Source organism: Dethiobacter alkaliphilus AHT 1 (genome assembly GCF_000174415.1).
GTDB classification, from domain to species: Bacteria; Bacillota; Dethiobacteria; order Dethiobacterales; family Dethiobacteraceae; genus Dethiobacter; species Dethiobacter alkaliphilus.
In genome coordinates this window covers 38,092-56,632 of the sequence record NZ_ACJM01000003.1, presented here as the reverse complement: position 1 = coordinate 56,632, position 18,541 = coordinate 38,092, and the positions used below count along the sequence as shown (strand labels likewise).

The window sequence follows — 18,541 nt, the reverse complement described above, 5'->3', positions numbered from 1 at the left end:
TAAAGGAGGTGCGGCATGTTTGCGAGAAATGTGGCCGAAGTTCTGCAGGTTAAAAAGCAGCTTCCTCAGTCTGAGGAGCTGGAGGTATCTGTGGAGGGAAAAACCTGTAGAGCCATTAACTATCCGGCGCTGACCGGGTCGGTTTCAACCGGGGACCGGGTGGTGCTAAACACCACGGCGGTGGATTTGGGGCTGGGCAGCGGCGGATATCACTTTGTTTATTATAATCTCACCAACACAGACCAGCCTGCTCACGGCGAGGGCCATATTATGAAACTGCGCTACACGCCGCTGCAGGTTTGCGTTCAGTCGGTGGAGGAACCGGCGTCACCGCATCATGAGGTGATGGCCCGGGCAACAACGCTTGCCGGCATGCCGGTGGCGGTGGCCGAACTGCACAGTATGCTGGCGCCTTTGGTTATAACCATAAAAAAAGAAAACCCGGATTTGCGCCTTGCCTATCTGATGACAGACGGTGGGGCACTGCCGGCTTTCTTTAGTAAAACCATACATATTTTACAAACAAAAGAGCTTATTTGCGGAACAGTTACCGCCGGACATGCTTTTGGCGGCGACCTGGAAGCTGTTAACGTCCACAGCGGCCTGTTGGCTGCCCGGCATGTGCTAAAAGCAGATGCCGCCATTGTGTGCATGGGTCCCGGTGTGGCGGGGACGGCCACGCCCTATGGTTTCAGCGGCCTGGAAGCGGGGGAGAATATTAACCGGGTCCATTCTCTGGCAGGCCGGGCGGTGGCGGTGCCGCGCATCAGTTTTGCCGATGCCCGCCGGCGCCATCAGGGTTTTTCCCATCATACGCTGACCGCCCTGACTAAGGCTGCCCTGGTTTCCGCAGATTTGCCCCTGCCTCGCTTTAAGGGGGAGGACGAAGCATTAATCAACAATCAGCTTGAGATGTCTGGACTACAGGAAAAGCACCGGGTAGTCCGTTATGAAAATTTGTCACTGGATCATCTGGCAGCTGATGAAAAATTATGCTCCACCATGGGGCGCTCTCTCCATGAGGATCCGGGATTCTTTCTTACGGTATGTGCCGCCGGATATCATCTGGCAAAATTGGCCGGGCCGGTATTTAGTGGAGCCGGGACTGGATAAACTGGCGCAGCGTGATGTCGGCAGGTAAGTTGCGCAGAAAAAAGCGCAGCTCCCGGATGGTTCCGGTAAAGATAAAACGGTCCTTTTTAGTGATAATTTGCATGGTGTCCTCCTGATTATCGGACAGGCATGGCATGTCCTTAATTGTTCTATAGTATATGTTTTATTGGTAAATTTATGCATGGGAGGCTGTTCATGGAGAAGACTACCGCAACAAAACGCATTTATTCCGGCAAAATAATCAATGTCCGAGTGGACGATGTAGAACTGCAGGATGGTTCCATGTCCAAACGGGAAGTGGTGGAACATCCGGGCGCGGTGGCCATCCTGGCGGTCACCGATAACCGGGAAGCATTTTTTGTCCGCCAGTACAGAAAGCCCATTGAAAAAGAACTGCTGGAAATTCCGGCGGGAAAGCTGGATGAGGGGGAAAGCCCCCAGTCCTGTGCGGCCCGCGAGCTGGCAGAAGAGGTGGGTATGGCGGCAGATGAGCTGCGGCAAATTTCCTTTCATTATTCGTCTCCCGGTTTTGCCTCGGAGAAGATGTATGTTTTTTTGGCCACCGGTTTAAAGAAGGTTGATGTGGCCAGGCCCGAAGGGGAGTTTCTGGAGGCTTTTCGCCTTCCTCTGGCCGAAGCTGTGTCCATGGCCAGAAACGGCGACATCGAAGACAGCAAGACGCTGGTAGCCCTTTTGCTGGCGGCAGGTATTTTCAACCTCTAATACATACGTATAAACGGCACTTCTCCCGCATAGACTGTCCCGAATGGACAAGGAGGGAGACACGTGCTGCGGAATCTGCGCCAAACTATTGAAAGCCATGTGCGGGAACAGGTCGGTATTTATCTGGTGGTGTTGTTGGTTTTTACACTGGGTATTGTGGCCGGCTCGCTCTCGGTTCGCCTGCTGGGTGAGGGGCAGGTTATGGAGTTAAACGATTATTTCTATGGTTTTGTTGATTATTTAACGGAACAGCATCCCATTGATCAGATGCAGGTCCTGCAGCGTTCACTGCTCTACAACGGCCAGATTGTGCTGGCCCTCTGGCTCTTGGGTAACCTGTTTTTCGGGTTTATTTTCGCCCTGGGGATTATCTTTTACCGGGGCTTTACCATCGGTTTTACCGTGGGTTTTTTGGCGGAGCAAAATGCCATGCGCGGCATTATCTTCTCTTTGGGCTCTGTTTTGCCGCAAAACCTTATATATGTTCCGGCAACCATCTTTGCCGGTGTGTTTGCCGTTTCATTGTCGCTGCTGTTATTTAAGCGGCGGGTGAGCAAAAAAAACTTTCCTTATGGTACTTACTTTTTTCAGTATACAATGGCCATGCTAATCATTGCCCTGGCTTTTCTGGCCGGAAGCCTGGTGGAGACCACCATTACTCCGGTGTTTATGCGGGCGGTGGTTTCAGTGTTATAACCCACATGAACTACTAAAGGGGGGACCCAGATGATTATAGGGGTGCCAAAAGAAATCAAAGAAGACGAAAAGCGAGTATCCCTTGTCCCGTCCGGTGTACAAATGCTGACCCAAAGCGGACACCGTGTCCTGGTGGAAAATGACGCGGGAGTTGGCGCCGGCTTTTCCGATGAGGAATACAGGCAGGCGGGAGCTGAAATTTTTGAAAGCGGACAAGCCCTCTGGCAAGAGGCACAGATGATTGTCAAGGTAAAAGAGCCGCTGCCCGGCGAGTACCAGCTGATCCAGGACGGTCAGATTATTTTAACTTTCCTGCATCTGGCTGCGGTGCCTCAGCTGGCCCGGGTGCTGGCGGAGAAAAAAGCGGTGGCGGTGGCTTATGAGACCATTGAGGGCCCCAACCGTTCGCTGCCCTTGCTGGAGCCCATGAGTGAGATTGCCGGCCGCATGGCAACCCAAATCGGTGCCCGCCTTCTGGAGAGTACCTTCGGCGGCCGCGGCGTATTGATGGGCGGGGTGCCCGGCGTGCCGCCGGCTGATGTGGTTATTATCGGCGGCGGAACAGTGGGAGTTACGGCCACCCGGGTAGCCATCGGGATGGGGGCGCAGGTAACCATCCTGGATATCAACAGCCAACGCCTGCGTGAAATATACAGATTGTTTGACGGCCGCATTGTTTCTTTGATGTCAAACAGTTACAGCCTGGAGCGGGTGGTGCAGTATGCAGACCTGCTAATTGGTGCAGTGTTGCTCCCCGGCGGCCGGGCCCCGCGGTTGGTGACGGAGGAGATGGTAAAAACCATGAAGCCCGGTGCAGTTATTATTGATGTGGCCATTGACCAGGGTGGCATCGTTGAGACCATAGACCGGGTTACTACCCACAGCAGCCCCACCTATTCAAAGCATGGCGTGCTTCATTACGCTGTGCCCAACATGCCCGGCGCTGTGCCCCGTACCGCCACTTTTGCCCTGACCAATGTAACCACCGGTTTTGTGCTGGAGTTGGCCAATAAGGGTTATAAGGCCGCTTTTGCGGAAAATGAGATGCTGGCCGCCGGAGCCAATGTGGTTCACGGACACTTCGTCCACCCGGCGGTGGCGGAGGCGGTTAATATGGATTACACTCCTTTGAATCGGGTGCTGCAGCAGTTCTAAAAAAAAACTCCCTCCATACCATTAAGTAGGAGGAGGTTTTGCCGATGATAATAGTGCTGGGGAAAAAAGTTTACCGTCTCGCTGTGGTTATACTCCTGCTGCTATTGCTTTTGCCCCTGATACATTATTATGCACTGCGTGTCATCGAACCGCAGGCGGTGCATTATCAAAAACCACGGGGCGAAGCGCTGAAGGTTTCTGCCGAAACGGAGGAAAACGGGCAGTTAAGCCGTACTATTCCACGATTTTTACAATATGTACATGAATTCTACCAAAACGGGTTATGATTTTTGAGTAAGAAAGGTAGAGAGTAAAGGAGAGCATGAATGGACAGGACGTTAAGGGATTTTATTCATTATTTATCTGTAGAAAAGGGTCTGGCAAAAAACACGCTGGAGTCGTATAACCGTGATTTACGTACATACTATACATATCTGAAACAAAACGGCATCACTTCCCTGGAGGAAACATCCCGCAGCAATATTGTGGGATATTTGCTCAGCCTGCAGAACATGGGCAAGGCGACGTCCACACTCTCCCGCAACATGGCGTCAATCCGCTCTTTTTATAACTATCTGTTTCAGGAAAGGCACTTGGTGGAAAACCCCGCTGCCGAGCTGGAATCTCCCAAGCTGGAGAAAAAGCTGCCGCGGGTACTTACCCCGCAGGAAATGGATCTTTTGCTGGAGCAGCCGGATCAGACACAGGTGACCGGTATTCGTGATAAAGCGATGCTGGAGGTAATTTATGCCACCGGAATCCGTGTTTCTGAGCTAATGTCCCTGGATATCGGCGATGTGAATCTTGATGCCGGCTTTATTCGCTGCCTGGGCAAAGGCTCCAAAGAAAGAATTATCCCTCTGGGGTCGGTGGCCATCCGCAATGTGGGCCGTTACTTAAACGAAGGACGCCCCAAACTGGTCCGTCAGGCCGGTGAAGCCTCCCTGTTTGTTAACCAGCACGGCAACAGGCTGACGCGGCAGGGTTTTTGGAAAATACTTAAAAAATATGCCACCCGGGCCGGAATAACAAAGGAGATAACGCCCCATACCATGCGCCACTCCTTTGCCACCCATCTGTTGGAAAACGGTGCGGATCTACGGTCTGTCCAGGAGATGCTGGGACATGCCGACATCTCCACCACCCAAATCTATACACAGGTGACAAAACATAAATTACGGGATGTGTACGAAAAAAGCCATCCACGGGCATAACCTAGGAGGATTATCGTGACAATCAAACGGGTTTTGTGCATTGTTCTTGACAGTTTAGGCGTGGGGGAACTTCCCGACGCCTCATTTTATGGTGACGCCGGCAGCAACACCTTGGCCCATATTGCCAAGGCCACCGGCGGCTTAAATGTTCCCAGACTGCAGTCTTTTGGGCTGGGGTGCCTAACCGCCGTGGAAGGAGTGCCCTGCATTTCGGATCCGGCGGGAGCATACGGCAAAATGGCAGAGCGCTCCCAAGGAAAAGACACCACCACCGGTCACTGGGAAATGACCGGGATTATCCTGGACAACCCCTTTCCCACTTATGAATCCGGTTTTCCGCCGGAAATTATTGAGCCCTTTGAAGCGGCCATCGGCCGAAAGGTGCTTGGCAATATCAAAGCTTCGGGTACCGAAATAATCCAGTCACTGGGTGAGCAGCATATGGAAACGGGGCGGCCCATTGTTTATACTTCCGCCGACAGCGTTTTTCAGATTGCCGCCCATGAAGATGTGGTGCCGGTGGAGTTGTTGTACAAATGGTGTGCTGCGGCCCGTAATCTTTTGCGGGATGAGCATGCGGTGGGAAGGGTTATCGCCCGTCCGTTTACTGGAAAACCGGGTGACTTTCAGCGCACGCCCAACCGCAAAGACTACTCCGTTAAACCGCCCCAGCCTACCTTGCTGGACAAGCTGGTTTCGGCGGGCCATGAAGTGGTGGGTATCGGGAAAATCCCTGATATCTTTGCCGGACAGGGCATTACCACGTCTTTGCATACCAAAAATAATGATGACGGCATGGCTAAGCTGCAGGAGGCCATGGAACGCTTTGCAACCGGCCTGCTTTTTATAAATCTGGTTGATTTCGACATGGTGTTTGGCCATCGTAACGATGCCACCGGATATGCGCAGGCGCTGGAGCGCTTTGATTCTCAGCTGGGTGATGTGCTGGACAGGATGAGGGCAGATGATGTGCTCTTTATAGTGGCGGATCACGGTTGTGACCCCACATTCCCGCATACCGACCACACCCGGGAGTATGTGCCGCTGTTGGCCTACGGTAAACAGGTGGAGCCCAAAAATTTGGGTATTCGCGCCACATTTGCCGACCTGGGAGCTACGGTGGCGGCACTTTTGGGTGCGGAACCGCTGGAGGCAGGAACGGATTTCAGCGCTGAGATTGGGCTGAAGACGCGGTGAGAGCAGTAGATATAATTTTGCGCAAACGGGACGGGGCTAAATTATCGCCGGAGGAGATCAGCTTTTTTATCCGGCACTACCTGCAGGGCAGCATCGCCGATTACCAGGTTTCTGCGCTGTTAATGGCCATCTACTTTCAGGGAATGGATGCAAAAGAAACGGCGGCGCTGACAGAGGCTTTGGTCAACTCCGGAGAAACACTGGATTTTAGCGGGTTTCTTCGCCCGGTGGGAGATAAGCACTCTACCGGCGGTGTGGGGGATAAGACTACTTTGGTTTTACTGCCGCTGGTGGCGGCAAAAGGCATGACCATGGCAAAAATGTCGGGGCGCGGCTTGGGCCATACCGGCGGCACCATCGATAAGCTGGCCTGTATACCCGGATTTCGCACCGACTTGAGCCGCCGGGAGTTTATGGCGCAAGTCAAAGAACTGGGAGTGGCGGTGATGGGGCAGTCCCCGGAAATGACGCCCGCCGATGGACAGCTTTACGCGCTGCGGGACGTTACCGCCACGGTGGACAGCATTCCCCTCATTGCCTCTTCTGTGATGAGCAAAAAGATAGCCGCCGGCGCCGGCACCATTGTGCTGGATGTAAAGGCGGGCAGCGGCGCTTTTATGCAGGATGCCGAAGAGGCACGGCAGCTGGCAGAGGCCATGGTGGACATCGGTTCGGTACTGGGCCGCAAAACGGTGGCTCTAATCACCGATATGGATCAGCCCCTGGGCCATGCTGTGGGTAATCATCTGGAAGTGGCGGAAGCCATTGAAACGCTACAGGGTCATGGCCCCGCCGACCTCAGGGAGCTTTCCCTGGAGTTGGGTGCGGAGCTTTTGGCCGGCAGCGGTATTATGGAGGACCGTCATCAGGCCAAAAAGAGCCTCCAGGAATCTCTTTCCGACGGCAGCGCTTTGGAAATGTTTCGCCGGTTTGTGACAGCACAGGGCGGAGATGCCGGTGTAGCCGATGATTTAAGCCTGCTGGGCAGCTCGCCCCACCGGCTGACTCTAACTGCTCCGCAGAACGGCTATATTGGGCGGCTGGATGCCCGCACGGTGGGAAATGCCGCCGTTTTATCCGGCGCAGGCCGGGAAAAGAAAGGTGACGACATCGATCTTCTGGCCGGAATCCGGCTCTATAAAAAACGCGGTGAAAAGGTGCAGGCAGGCGAAGTGCTGGCCGAAGTGTCAGGCAGTCACCGGGACAAACTGCAAGCCGCCCTGGAGAAGCTCTCTGATGCTTATAGTTTCTCAGAAAAGCCGCCGGCACCACAATCTCTGATTATCGAGCGGGTTGCCAAATAGAATCGACTAATTTTTAATATACCGCCTACGGGCGGTATATTTTTTTTCTGATGCCGAAAAATACAAAAGATGTAATAACTATTATTAAAGGAGGAATTTCCTTGGAAAAACCCAGGGTTTTGCTTTTGCTGCTTGTCCTGTTGCTAATGGTGGGTGCCGGAACTGCTGCGGCTGCGCCGGAGTTTGAGTTTAGCTCTAAAGCACAACTCTTAATGGATGTGGGCAGCGGAGAAGTTTTATATGAAAACAATATTCATGAACAGCTCTATCCTGCCAGCGTAACAAAAATTATGACCATGCTGCTGGCCATGGAAGCGCTGGAGGAAGGAAAGGTTAAGCCCGACGACTTGGTTCCCGTCAGTGAAGCGGCGGCTGCCCACGGCGGTTCACAGATTTTCCTCTCTCCCGGTGACCGGATTACTTTTGAAGATTTAATGATTGGTATTGGGGTAGGCTCGGCCAATGACGGTTCCTGGGCCATGGCGGAGTTTTTGGCCGGTTCCGCCGACGCCTTTGTGACCCAGATGAATGAGAAGGCGCGGGAGCTGGGCATGAATAATACCAATTTCATGAACCCCCACGGCCTGCATGACGAAAATCACTATACCACAGCTTACGATATTGCCCTGATGTCCCGGGAGCTTCTGCGCTACCCGAAAATTCACGAATGGATTACCATCTGGATGGATGAAGAGTTCCTAAAAGGCAAGATCCAGAAAGAAGAAGGGGTTTATCTGAGCAATGCCAACCGTATTGTCCGCTATTACGATGGTGGTGACGGCCTGAAAACCGGTTTTACCTCTGAGGCGGGAAACTGTGTTTCAGCCACTGCCAAACGCGGTGATACCCGTTTTATGGCAGTAATTCTGGGGGCGCCGGGCCGGCCTGCCCTTTTTGATGAAGCGAAAACGCTGCTTGATTATGGTTTTGCCAACTATAAGTCTGTGCCCATTGCCCAAAAAGGGGAAGTGTTTGGCACAGTTATGGTGGACAAAGGAGTTATTCCGGAGGTGGATATTGTAGCCGGCGATGACCTGTCACTGCTTTTGGAAAAAGCACAGCAGGATGAGGTGGATTTGGAAGTATCATTGCCAACCAGGCTGCCCGCCCCGGTACCGGAAGGCAAGGCGGTGGGTTCTCTGATAGTTAAAACCCCGGAAGGTAACGAGGTGGGCCGACTGCCTCTGGTGCCGGCAGAAGAGGTTTCCCGGGCCAACATCTTCACCTTCTTTGGCCGCTTTATGCACAAATGGGTTAACTTCGGACTCTGATTAAACTTCCAAGAAGCGTGATGGTAGCAGCCATCACGCTTGTTTTTTACCTTAAACTGCCGTGGTGAGACTAAATCACCTGCCTGTCCTCGCAGAGGGTCCCCCTTGTCTCATGTTTATTGATGTAAACGCGGGGAAAGTGGGACAGTTGACCTGTCCCCTTGTCCCACCCTTGTCGCAAATTTATGGAAAGATATGCAGGAGTTGGGTTTTGCATGTAGAATAGTGCAATGTGGAATTAATCGACAAGGGAGGCGCCTGTGTGGACATAAAAATGAAACGGGCAGGCAATACATTGGTGGTGCGGATGACCGGTGAGCTGGATCATCATGCGGTGGACGGCATTCGCGATCGCCTGGATCGCAAGCTTGCCGTTGAGCATATTAAAAATGTGGTTTTTAATTTTTCCGGGGTGCAGTTTATGGACAGCTCCGGTTTGGGCATGGTTTTGGGCCGCTATAAGTTAATCTCGGAGAAGGGCGGCAAAGTCCTGGCCTGCTCCCTGAGCCCCCGGGTGAGCCGTGTATTTGATTTAGCAGGCCTGCAGAGCAGAATTCCTGTATTCGCTTCGGAAGCGGAAGCCCTGAAGAATGTGTAGGGGGGAAACAGATGGATAATTATATGAAACTGGAAATACCCAGTAAATCACAAAACGAAGCCTTTGCCCGGATTACGGTGGCCGCCTTTGCCGCTCAGGCCGACCCCACCATTGATGAAATTTCCGACATTAAAACTGCAGTTTCCGAAGCGGTTACCAATGCGGTGATTCACGGTTATGAAGGCGGCGACGGCACCATTTATGTTACCGCATCACTGGCGGGCAGGCGGCTGGAAGTAACGGTGGTAGACCATGGTGTGGGTATCACCGATTTAGACCAGGCCAGACAGCCTCTCTTTACTTCCAAGCCTGAACTGGACCGCTCCGGCATGGGTTTTACCATCATGGAAAATTTTATGGATGAGTTTACAGTGACGTCGGAAACGGATAAAGGAACCACTGTTTCCATGGTAAAAATCTTCGGCCAGGCAGAGCCGGGCCTTGATGATTAGTGATTGTTATGGCGGAAACCTTTGAGAAACACCTGCCCCTGGTTCATAGCCTGGTCAAACGCTATCAGGGCGAATACGCCGAAAGCGACGACCTGTTTCAGGTGGGTTGTATTGGTTTGTTAAAAGCTCTGAAAAAATTCGACCCGGCCCGGGGAAATGCTTTTGCCACCTATGCGGTGCCGGTGATTGCCGGGGAGATAAAAATGTATTTACGCGGCCAGGGTGCAATGAAGTTCAGCCGCTCCCTTGTAACCCAGGCCGGCCGGATAAAAAGAGTACAAAACGAACTGGAACAGGCTTTGGGACGCCAGCCCACTTTGGGCGAGCTGGCGGCGGCCAGCGGGTTGGGGCGTGAAGAGTTGTTAATGGCTTTGGATGCCGTCCGCAGCCCGGTTTCTCTGGATGCGGCGGTTCCCGGAGAAACTGCGGAGTTGGCGGTAACCCAAGCCGAGACTGATGAGGTGGTGGATCGGGTGGCATTGCGCGAAGCGCTCACCGATTTACCGGAAAGGGAACGTCGCATTGTGCTGTATCGTTTTTTCCGTCATAAATCACAGCAGGAAGTGGCGGAAATCCTGGGCATTTCCCAGATGCATGTCTCACGGCTGGAGAAAAAAGTCCTGGCCCGTCTGAAAGTGGAGTTGGCCGGAGAGGAATAATTTTTTTACCCAAATTCCAGATATTTTTATTAAATATTAACGGCCTTGCCTGCAAGGTCGTTATATTATTATTACAGATGGGGAAAAATAACCGCAATACCCTCCGCATGGAGGGTTTTTATCAGACAGGCAGGTGAAAAAATGGCACGCAAGACAGTGGGCCCGCCGGAAACTGTTAGTCCCCATCTGGAGGAAAACCTGGATTTTTTTACTGAAAAGCTGGGTATCGGCATATCCATTGATGTTTTGGTTAAGGGCCTGACCATCGGCGGCAAAAAAGGCGCCCTTGTTTTTATCGACGGCTTTACCAATGGTGATGTTGTCACTTTAATATTACAGAATTTAACCCAATTGAATCGGGAAGATATTTTCCCCGATCCCTTTACAAAGTTAACACGGGTAAAAATCCCCTATCTGGAGATTGAAACCAGCGACCAACTCTCGGAGCTTATGGACCAGATGTTGGTTGGGCAGATGATAATTTTTTTGGATGGCGAAAAAGAAGCCATTATTATGGATGTCCGGGAGTTTCCCGTTCGTGGCCCGGAGGAGCCGGACACGGAGCGGCTGACCCGTGGTTCCCGTGACGGTTTTGTGGAAACGCTGATGTTTAATATCGCCCTGACCAGGCGCCGGGTGCGTGACCCGGGACTGAGGGTGGAGGCCATTAAAGCGGGACGTCGTTCCAAAACTGATGTGGCCATCCTCTACATCAATGATATTGCTGATCCCGAACTGGTGGAAGAAGTTAAAACCAGATTGGACAACATTGATATTGACGGCTTGCCCATGGCGGAAAAATCCATTGAGGAATTCATTGTGGAAGGCCGCTGGAGCATTTTTCCGCTGGTGCGCTACACCGAACGGCCTGATGTGGCGGCCATGCATTTGTATGAAGGGCATGTAATTATGATGGTGGATACTTCACCGGCAGCCATTATCGCTCCGGCTACTTTTTTCCACCATGTCCAGCACGCCGAAGAGTACCGACAGAGTATACTTTCCGGTGTATATGTGCGCTGGATTCGTTTTCTGGGGATTTTTATTTCCATGTTTCTGGCGCCCCTTTATCTACTGGTATCCATGCATCCCGAGCTCTTGCCGGAAATGCTGGATTTTATCGGGCCGGAAGAAGTGGGCAACGTGCCGCTTTTTATCCAGTTTATTTTTGTCCATTTGGGCATTGACTTAATCCGCATGGCCGGAGTGCATACACCGGATCCGCTGGCCACCGCCATGGGTCTGATTGCCGCCCTGTTAATCGGGGAAATCGCCATTGAGGTGGGGATTTTTACGCCGGAGGTGCTGCTTTACGGCGGCCTGACGGCGGTGGGGATGTTTTCCACTCCCAGCTATGAGCTTAGTTTATCAAACCGCCTGGTGCATCTGTTTATGCTGGTGGTGACGGGCCTCTTTAGACTACCCGGCTTTATTGGCGGCCTGGTTATAATCTTTATCCGCCTGGCAACCAATAAATCCTTTGGCGTGCCGTATCTGTGGCCGCTGCTGCCGTTTAACATGAAAGCATTGTGGAGTATTATTATGCGGCGCCCGGTCCCCATCCATGAAAAGCGCCCCAGTATTTTAAAGACCCAGGATCAGGACAGGATAACCACAGAAGAGAGCGGCAAACAGATTGGTAATGAAAAAAAAGGTCGAAAAAAGAAGAAATAAGCAATGCATGAAGAATTATGTAAAAGGAATCGGATTGGAGGAAAAAGATGAGTGTTACAGTGGGCATCCCCCGCGCCCTGCTTTACTACCATTATTATCCTGGTTGGGAAGCTTTTTTTCGCGCGTTGGGTGCCGAAGTGATTGTGTCGGATGAAACTACCAAGGCCATTTTGGACCAGGGAGTTCGCGATGCGGTGGACGAAGCATGTTTGCCGGTGAAGCTCTATCTCGGTCATTTGGCCAATCTGCGTGATAAAAAGGTAGACTGCATTTTTGCTCCCAGAATAGTATCGGTGGAGCGCAAAAAATATCTTTGCCCTAAATTCCTGGGGCTGCCGGAGATGGCCCGGTTTTGCGTTGACAACCTGCCGGAAATGCTGGATGTGGAAATTAACGTTCACCAAAAGTATCAGGAGACGCATAAGGGCCTGCTTAAGCTGGCTTCCCGCTTCGGGCAGCCGGCGGCCAAGGCCAGAGAAGCTCTGGCTGCAGCTAAAAAAGCCCAGGAGCAATACGAAGCAAAACTGCGTCAGGGTTACACACCGCGGGATATTCTGGAAAAGAGAACGGAACCTGCCGGCGGCGGCAATGTGCGGGTAGCAGTAATGGGCCACGCCTATAACTTAAATGACTCATATATCAGTATGAATTTGCTGGCCCGGCTGCGTGAAATGGGTGTGGACGTTGTTACTTCGGAAATGCTGCGACCCCAGGAAATTAAGCGTGGCACTCACAGCCTGCAGAAAGATATTTTCTGGACATTCGGTAAAGAGTTGATGGGTGCGGCTCTGCACCTGCACGAACAGGGTGAAATTCAGGGAATGGTGCTGGTGGCCTCCTTTGGCTGCGGACCAGATTCTCTGGTTTGTGAAATGGTTGAACGTGTCTACAAACGGGCCAAAAAAATCCCGGTTCTGTTGCTGACTATTGATGAGCATACCGGTGAAGCCGGCGTGGTCACCCGCCTGGAAGCGTTTGTGGACATGCTGCGCTGGAGGGAAGCAATATGAGTAAGATGAAAGTCACTTTTCCCCATATGGGGAATATGTCCATAGCCATCAAAGGGCTTTTGACTGATTTGGGGCTGGAGGTGGTGCCGCCGCCGCCCATTACCAAAAAAACCATTACTCTGGGCGTGCGGCATTCGCCGGAGTTTGCCTGTTTTCCCTTAAAGATTAATATGGGAAACTTTATCGAGGCGCTGGATGAAGGAGCAAACACCATTGTCATGGCCGGCGGAACCGGTCCCTGCCGTTTTGGCTACTATGCGCAGGTGCAGCGCGAGATTCTTTTGGACTTGGGCTATGATTTTGAAATGATTGTGCTGGAGCCGCCCCAGGGGCAGCTTAGTGAGCTCACCGATAAGTTAAAGGAGTTATGCGGAGAGCGCAGTTGGCCCCATATTATGCGGGCGCTCCATAATGCCTGGCGTAAAGTTAAAGCCATGGATGCCATCCATGCCCGCTCCCTGCAGGTGAGGCCGCGGGAGTTGCAAAAAGGGGACACCACCCGGGCCTATGAACAGGCCCTGCAACTTCTGGACGAAGCCCGCACCCCCGCCGCCACCAGTGCTTGTTTGCGCCAGGGGCTGGAGCTTCTTAATAAAGTCCCGGTGCAGCACGACAAAGAAGTGCTGCGCATCGGTATTATAGGCGAAATTTATATGGTGCTGGAGCCCTTTGCCAACTTGCAGATGGAGAAGGTGCTGGGTGAAATGGGAGTAGAGGTGGACCGTTCCATCTATCTGTCTCATTGGATCAAGGAGCACCTGGTTTTAAGCTCTATTGGGTTAAAAGGCAGCAAGGACACCAAAAAAGCAGCGGCTCCCTATCTGCAGCATTTTGTGGGGGGACATGGCTGGGAATCGGTGGGTGATACCGTTCGCTATGCCCGGCGGGGTTTTGACGGGGTGGTGCACATCCTGCCCTTTACCTGTACCCCGGAGATTGTGGCGCAAAGCATTCTGCCCACGGTGAGCCGGGAGCAGGGCATTCCCCTTATTTCCTTCTCTTTGGACGAGCAGTCTGGCGAAGCAGGTTTTCGGACCCGGCTGGAAGCGTTTCTGGATTTGTTGAAACAGCGTAAAACTCAGGAAAAATTGGGCTAAATGAGCGGCTTGTCCGCTCATTTTCTTATTCCCCTCCTGACAGTTACGTCTGCAGGGGATTTGTGGTATAATGGGGAAGGATTTGAAGGGAGGCTAAGCCTTTGCAGGCAATCACCACACATAAAAATGCAGACTTTGACGCGCTGGCGTCACTGGTGGCTGCCGGAAAGCTTTATCCGGAGGCGCAGTTGGTTGTCCCGGGAACTCTAAACCTTAATGTGCGTGAATTTGTTTCCCTCTATAAGGATACGTTCCAGCTGGCTACGCAAAAAGACATAGATGTTGCAGCAATAAATATGCTGGTGGTCACCGATACCCGGCAAAAAGACCGCATCGGGCCCTTTACCGGGGTATTGGATACCCTGGAGGAAATCCATTTGTACGACCACCATCCCGATACGGATGAAGATATCGTTACCGAGCATACCGTCTGTGAAGAGGTGGGCGCCACCACCACAATTTTATTGGAAAAAATTTATGCGGCCAACATTCCCCTGTCCTCCTTTGAAGCCACGCTTTTTGCTTTGGGAATCTATGAGGACACCGGGTGTCTGACCTTTGATACCACCACACCGCGGGACGTGGCGGCCCTGGCCCGCCTGTGGGAGATTGGCGTCAACCTGCGTGTTGTCAACCAGTTTCTCAACCGTCCCTTAAGCGATGAACAGCGTGTTGTGCTGGACGCACTTTTATCCTCCACCCAATATCACGAATTACGCGGAGTTCGGGTGGCGGTGGCGGTGGCGGCTTGTCCCGATTATGTGGGCGGCCTGTCGCTGTTAACCCATAAGCTGATGGAAATTGAAGATGTGGATGTCATCTTCACTGTGGTATCCATGGCGGAGAGGGTTTATGTGGTGGGTCGCAGCCGCATTGAACAGGTGGACCTGGGAAAAATTCTGGCCAAGTTAAACGGCAAGGGCCACCGGCATGCTGCTTCGGCTACCTTAAAAGAAACAACTTTGGAGGACGTGCTGGAGACGCTGGTTCATGCTCTCTACAAAGAAATCTCCCCTGTTAAAACCGCCCGCGATATTATGTCGGAGCCGGTGCGGTCCATTACGCCGGACACCACGGTGGACAAGGCGCGGGAGCGGATGCTGCGCTACGGGCACAGCGGCTTTCCCGTGGTGGAAAACGGCGGTCTTTTGGGGATTATTTCCCGGCGGGACCTGGAGAAGGCCTCCCATCATGGACTGGGCCATGCGCCGGTTAAAGGCTATATGAGCAAACGCCCGCGTACGGTGCCTGCCGATACGCCGGTGAGGGAAATTCAGCAGCTGATGATTGAGTATAACCTGGGCCGCCTTCCTGTTACAGATGAAGGGACCATTGTGGGCATTGTGACCCGCACCGATGTATTGCGCAACCTGGAAGGAACGGAGAAGGTACGCTGTGCTACCAGCTGCACCTTTCCTGCCGCCGGTGATGATCTGACGCCTTTGATTAACAGCCGCCTGTCAAAAAAAATCCAGAGCCTGCTGCTTCTGGTGGCCCAGAAAGCAGACAAGGAAAATGTCAAAGTTTTTGCCGTGGGCGGCTTTATCCGGGATTTACTTTTAAATATCAAAAACCATGATCTGGACCTGGTGGTGGAGCCGGCAGCCATTCCCTTTGCCGAAGAACTGAACAAAATGCTGGGTGGTCGCTTAACTTCCCATGAGAAGTTCGGCACCGCCTCCATTGTGCTGCCCGAAGGCATCCACATAGACCTGGTTACCTCCCGGCAGGAGTTTTATGCCCGGCCGGCGGCGCTGCCTGAAGTGGAGCAAAGCAGTCTGAAGAATGATTTGTTCCGGCGGGATTTTACAATTAATACTCTGGCCTGCAGTTTAAACTCACCGGGTTTTGGCAAACTGATTGATTTATTTAACGGAATTGGCGACCTGGAGAAGGGTTTGATCCGGGTTCTCTATAATTTAAGTTTTGTGGAAGATCCGCTGCGGGTTTTAAGGGCCATTCGCTTTGAACAGCGCTTTGGTTTCCGGCTGGAGGAGACCACACTATCTTTAATGGAAAATGCGGCCCAGACCCGGGTGTTGGAGAAGGTAAGCAAGGAGCGGCTGCATGATGAGCTGGTGCTGGCGCTGCAGGAAGAAAAGGCGCCGGAAATTCTGATTCGCTATTTTACCTTAAATATTGCTCCCATGATTTTCCCCGGCATTCGTCTCAGCGATGCACTGCAGGAGCGGTTGTTTGCCGCCAGAGAGATGTGTTACTGGGCAAACCGCAACTGGCCTGATACCGAAGTGGTGCCGGGCAACCTGTACCTGGCGGCGCTGCTTTTGGAGGCCCCGTTTCAGGAAGCAAGGCATATCTGCCGCCGCCTCCGTCTGCCCCAAAAACAGCGGGAACCTATCCTGGCCGCTGTGGAAGCGGTGCCCAGATTAAAAGAGAAGCTTTTGGCCAATGCCTTAAAGCCCAGCGAGCTTTACCGGTTATTTTCAGGCCAACCGGTGGAAACACTGCTGTTGCTGCAGGCCGACAGCAAACAAAGCCGCATCTGGGAGAGTACGGCGCTGTATTGGGAAAAACTACGTCATATCCAGCCGCATATCAGCGGCCATGACTTGCGGGAGTTGGGCTTTAAACCGGGACCCGGTTTTCAGGAAGTGCTTTCGCATATCCGCGCCGCTCGCTTAAACGGTGAAGTTAAGAACCGGGAAGAAGAGTTGGCTATGGCCAAAAAAATGCTTGCTGCGAGGGAGAGAAACAATGCCTAATTTGCTTGGCCAGTTTGCTACAAATGATCTTTTGCTGCGCATACCGGCAATTCTTATTGCCATAGTCCTGCACGAACTGGCCCATGGTTATGTGGCCTACCGTTTGGGAGACGACACGGCAAAACTCCACGGCCGGCTGACATTAAACCCCATCAAACACATTGATCCCCTGGGGCTGTTGGCCCTGGTGCTGTTTCGCTTCGGCTGGGCTAAGCCGGTTCCGGTAAATCCCATGAATTTCCGGGGTGACCGTCGGCGGGGTATGTTTTTGGTGGGGTTGGCCGGGCCGGTCACCAATTTTATTTTGGCCCTGCTTTCCGCCCTGCTGATTGTGACCCTGCCTTTCCAGCTGGGAGGCCTGGGGTTGGCCCTGATGCAGCAGGTTTTATTTTATAATGTGATTCTGGGTGTCTTTAATCTGCTCCCACTACCACCACTTGACGGCTCAAAAGTGTTTTCTTACTTTTTGCCGGCTCAGACGGCATACCAGTTCAGCCGACTGGAACAGTACGGCCCGCTGGTTTTAATTCTGTTAATTTTCACCGGAACTTTGTGGCGCATCTTGGGTCCATTGATTAACGGTGCTTATGCAGTCATAATTACAATAGTTTCGCTTTTAACAGGCGGCTTCTGAAAGGAGTTTGAAGATGACACAGCAAAAAACAATTCTAAGCGGCATGCGCCCCACCGGCCGGCTGCAGCTGGGCAACCTGCTGGGTGCTCTGGATAACTGGGTAAAACTGCAGGATCAGTACCGCTGCTTCTTTTCCGTGGTGGACTGGCACGCGCTGACCACCGGGTACGAAGATACCTCACAGCTGCGGGAAAACACCTATGAGATGGTGTTGGACTGGCTCTCCGCCGGCCTTGATCCGGAAAAGAACGTTATTTTCCGCCAGTCCGACGTTAAGGAGCATGCGGAACTGCATCTGTTATTTTCCATGATTACGCCCCTTTCCTGGCTGGAACGGGTCCCCACCTATAAGGATCAGATTGAGCAGCTAAAGGAAAAGAACCTGGCCACCTACGGTTTCTTGGGCTACCCGTTGTTGCAATCCGCCGATATCCTGGTCTACCGCGCCGATGCGGTGCCGGTGGGTGAAGACCAGGCCCCCCATGTGGAAATGACCCGGGAAGTGGCCCGCCGCTTTAACTTTATGTACAACAAAGCTGTGTTCCCCGAACCGGAAACGCTGTTAAATGAAGTAAAACTGCTGCCCGGCATTGACGGCCGGAAAATGAGCAAATCATACGGCAATACCATTGAAATGTCGGAGAGCCCCGATGTGCTGCGCAAAAAAGTAAACCAGATGGTAACCGACCCGGGCCGCATTAAAAAGACGGATCCGGGTAACCCGGATGTGTGTACCGTATTTACCTTCCATAATCTCTTCAGCGGTGCTGAGGTGGCCACGGTGGAGGCGGTGTGCAGAAAAGGGGAAATCGGCTGCGTGCAGTGCAAGAAGCAGCTGGGCGAGCGCATGCAGGGTTTTATGGAACCCATTTATGAACGACGCCAGCAGTTGGCCAACAAAAAGGACGATATCCGCGGCATCCTGGAAGACGGCGCCAAACGGGCCGGCGAGGTGGCGGCGGAAACCATGGAGACGGTGCGTGAGGTTATGAATCTTAACCTGTAGGAGAGGAAGAGGCCG

At 52.6% G+C, this 18,541-nt stretch carries 19 protein-coding genes; 18 read left to right on the top strand and 1 reads right to left on the bottom strand.

Annotated elements, in window-relative coordinates; genetic code table 11:
• Positions 1-15: 15 nt before the first annotated feature.
• On the top strand, positions 16-1,113 hold the full coding sequence (locus tag DEALDRAFT_RS03535) for a DUF3866 family protein (RefSeq protein ID WP_008514943.1): 1,098 nt from the start codon (positions 16-18) through the stop codon (positions 1,111-1,113).
• On the opposite strand, the gene DEALDRAFT_RS17375 is transcribed toward DEALDRAFT_RS03535, so the two are convergent.
• Entirely contained in the window at positions 1,091-1,216 is a 126-nt protein-coding gene (locus tag DEALDRAFT_RS17375) for a hypothetical protein (RefSeq protein WP_008514941.1), read from the bottom strand. The genes DEALDRAFT_RS03535 and DEALDRAFT_RS17375 overlap by 23 nt on opposite strands.
• A 92-nt stretch (positions 1,217-1,308) precedes the next feature.
• Here DEALDRAFT_RS17375 and DEALDRAFT_RS03530 point away from each other — a divergent pair, with 92 nt between their 5' ends.
• The 17 genes from DEALDRAFT_RS03530 (at position 1,309) to trpS (ending at position 18,526) form a co-directional block, all read left to right on the top strand.
• Positions 1,309-1,836 (top strand): NUDIX hydrolase, encoded by a 528-nt coding sequence (locus DEALDRAFT_RS03530; protein ID WP_008514940.1) that lies wholly within the window; start codon positions 1,309-1,311, stop codon positions 1,834-1,836.
• Between the two features lie 63 nt (positions 1,837-1,899).
• Positions 1,900-2,532 carry a stage II sporulation protein M gene (gene spoIIM / locus DEALDRAFT_RS03525; RefSeq protein ID WP_008514938.1) on the top strand — a complete coding sequence of 211 codons (633 nt, stop codon included), beginning with the start codon at positions 1,900-1,902 and terminating at the stop codon, positions 2,530-2,532.
• 30 nt (positions 2,533-2,562) lie between these two features.
• The gene (ald, locus tag DEALDRAFT_RS03520; RefSeq protein ID WP_008514936.1) at positions 2,563-3,687 is read left to right on the top strand and encodes an alanine dehydrogenase; all 1,125 of its coding nucleotides are present in this window, start codon (positions 2,563-2,565) and stop codon (positions 3,685-3,687) included.
• Between the two features lie 44 nt (positions 3,688-3,731).
• A complete protein-coding gene (locus DEALDRAFT_RS03515) occupies positions 3,732-3,974 on the top strand; it encodes a DUF4227 family protein (RefSeq protein WP_008514935.1) in 243 nt (80 codons plus the stop codon).
• A 39-nt stretch (positions 3,975-4,013) separates the two neighbouring features.
• Entirely contained in the window at positions 4,014-4,901 is an 888-nt protein-coding gene (gene xerD / locus DEALDRAFT_RS03510; RefSeq protein WP_008514933.1) for a site-specific tyrosine recombinase XerD, read from the top strand.
• Positions 4,902-4,916: 15 nt separating this feature from the next.
• A complete protein-coding gene (locus tag DEALDRAFT_RS03505; RefSeq protein WP_008514931.1) occupies positions 4,917-6,098 on the top strand; it encodes a phosphopentomutase in 1,182 nt (393 codons plus the stop codon).
• Entirely contained in the window at positions 6,095-7,402 is a 1,308-nt protein-coding gene (locus DEALDRAFT_RS03500; RefSeq protein WP_008514930.1) for a thymidine phosphorylase, read from the top strand. The genes DEALDRAFT_RS03505 and DEALDRAFT_RS03500 overlap by 4 nt, the downstream gene beginning before the upstream one ends.
• 101 nt (positions 7,403-7,503) lie before the next feature.
• Positions 7,504-8,673 (top strand): D-alanyl-D-alanine carboxypeptidase family protein, encoded by a 1,170-nt coding sequence (locus DEALDRAFT_RS03495; RefSeq protein WP_008514929.1) that lies wholly within the window; start codon positions 7,504-7,506, stop codon positions 8,671-8,673.
• A gap of 262 nt (positions 8,674-8,935) precedes the next feature.
• A complete protein-coding gene (gene spoIIAA, locus DEALDRAFT_RS03490; protein ID WP_008514927.1) occupies positions 8,936-9,271 on the top strand; it encodes an anti-sigma F factor antagonist in 336 nt (111 codons plus the stop codon).
• An 11-nt stretch (positions 9,272-9,282) separates the two neighbouring features.
• The gene (gene spoIIAB, locus DEALDRAFT_RS03485) at positions 9,283-9,723 is read left to right on the top strand and encodes an anti-sigma F factor (RefSeq protein WP_008514925.1); all 441 of its coding nucleotides are present in this window, start codon (positions 9,283-9,285) and stop codon (positions 9,721-9,723) included.
• An 8-nt stretch (positions 9,724-9,731) separates the two neighbouring features.
• Positions 9,732-10,382, top strand: coding sequence for a sigma-70 family RNA polymerase sigma factor (locus DEALDRAFT_RS03480; protein ID WP_040378420.1), 651 nt, complete (start codon positions 9,732-9,734; stop codon positions 10,380-10,382).
• 141 nt (positions 10,383-10,523) lie between these two features.
• Positions 10,524-12,056, top strand: a complete 1,533-nt coding sequence (locus DEALDRAFT_RS03475; RefSeq protein WP_008514921.1) for a spore germination protein — start codon at positions 10,524-10,526, stop codon at positions 12,054-12,056.
• A gap of 47 nt (positions 12,057-12,103) precedes the next feature.
• On the top strand, positions 12,104-13,066 hold the full coding sequence (locus tag DEALDRAFT_RS03470; protein WP_008514920.1) for an acyl-CoA dehydratase activase-related protein: 963 nt from the start codon (positions 12,104-12,106) through the stop codon (positions 13,064-13,066).
• A gap of 5 nt (positions 13,067-13,071) precedes the next feature.
• Positions 13,072-14,163 (top strand): 2-hydroxyacyl-CoA dehydratase, encoded by a 1,092-nt coding sequence (locus DEALDRAFT_RS03465; RefSeq protein ID WP_040378418.1) that lies wholly within the window; start codon positions 13,072-13,074, stop codon positions 14,161-14,163.
• A gap of 101 nt (positions 14,164-14,264) precedes the next feature.
• Positions 14,265-16,886 carry a CBS domain-containing protein gene (locus DEALDRAFT_RS03460; protein WP_008514918.1) on the top strand — a complete coding sequence of 874 codons (2,622 nt, stop codon included), beginning with the start codon at positions 14,265-14,267 and terminating at the stop codon, positions 16,884-16,886.
• Positions 16,879-17,520 carry a site-2 protease family protein gene (locus tag DEALDRAFT_RS03455; RefSeq protein WP_008514917.1) on the top strand — a complete coding sequence of 214 codons (642 nt, stop codon included), beginning with the start codon at positions 16,879-16,881 and terminating at the stop codon, positions 17,518-17,520. Before DEALDRAFT_RS03460 ends, DEALDRAFT_RS03455 begins: the two co-directional genes overlap by 8 nt.
• Before the next feature lie 13 nt (positions 17,521-17,533).
• Positions 17,534-18,526 carry a tryptophan--tRNA ligase gene (trpS, locus tag DEALDRAFT_RS03450; protein ID WP_008514916.1) on the top strand — a complete coding sequence of 331 codons (993 nt, stop codon included), beginning with the start codon at positions 17,534-17,536 and terminating at the stop codon, positions 18,524-18,526.
• Positions 18,527-18,541: the final 15 nt, after the last annotated feature.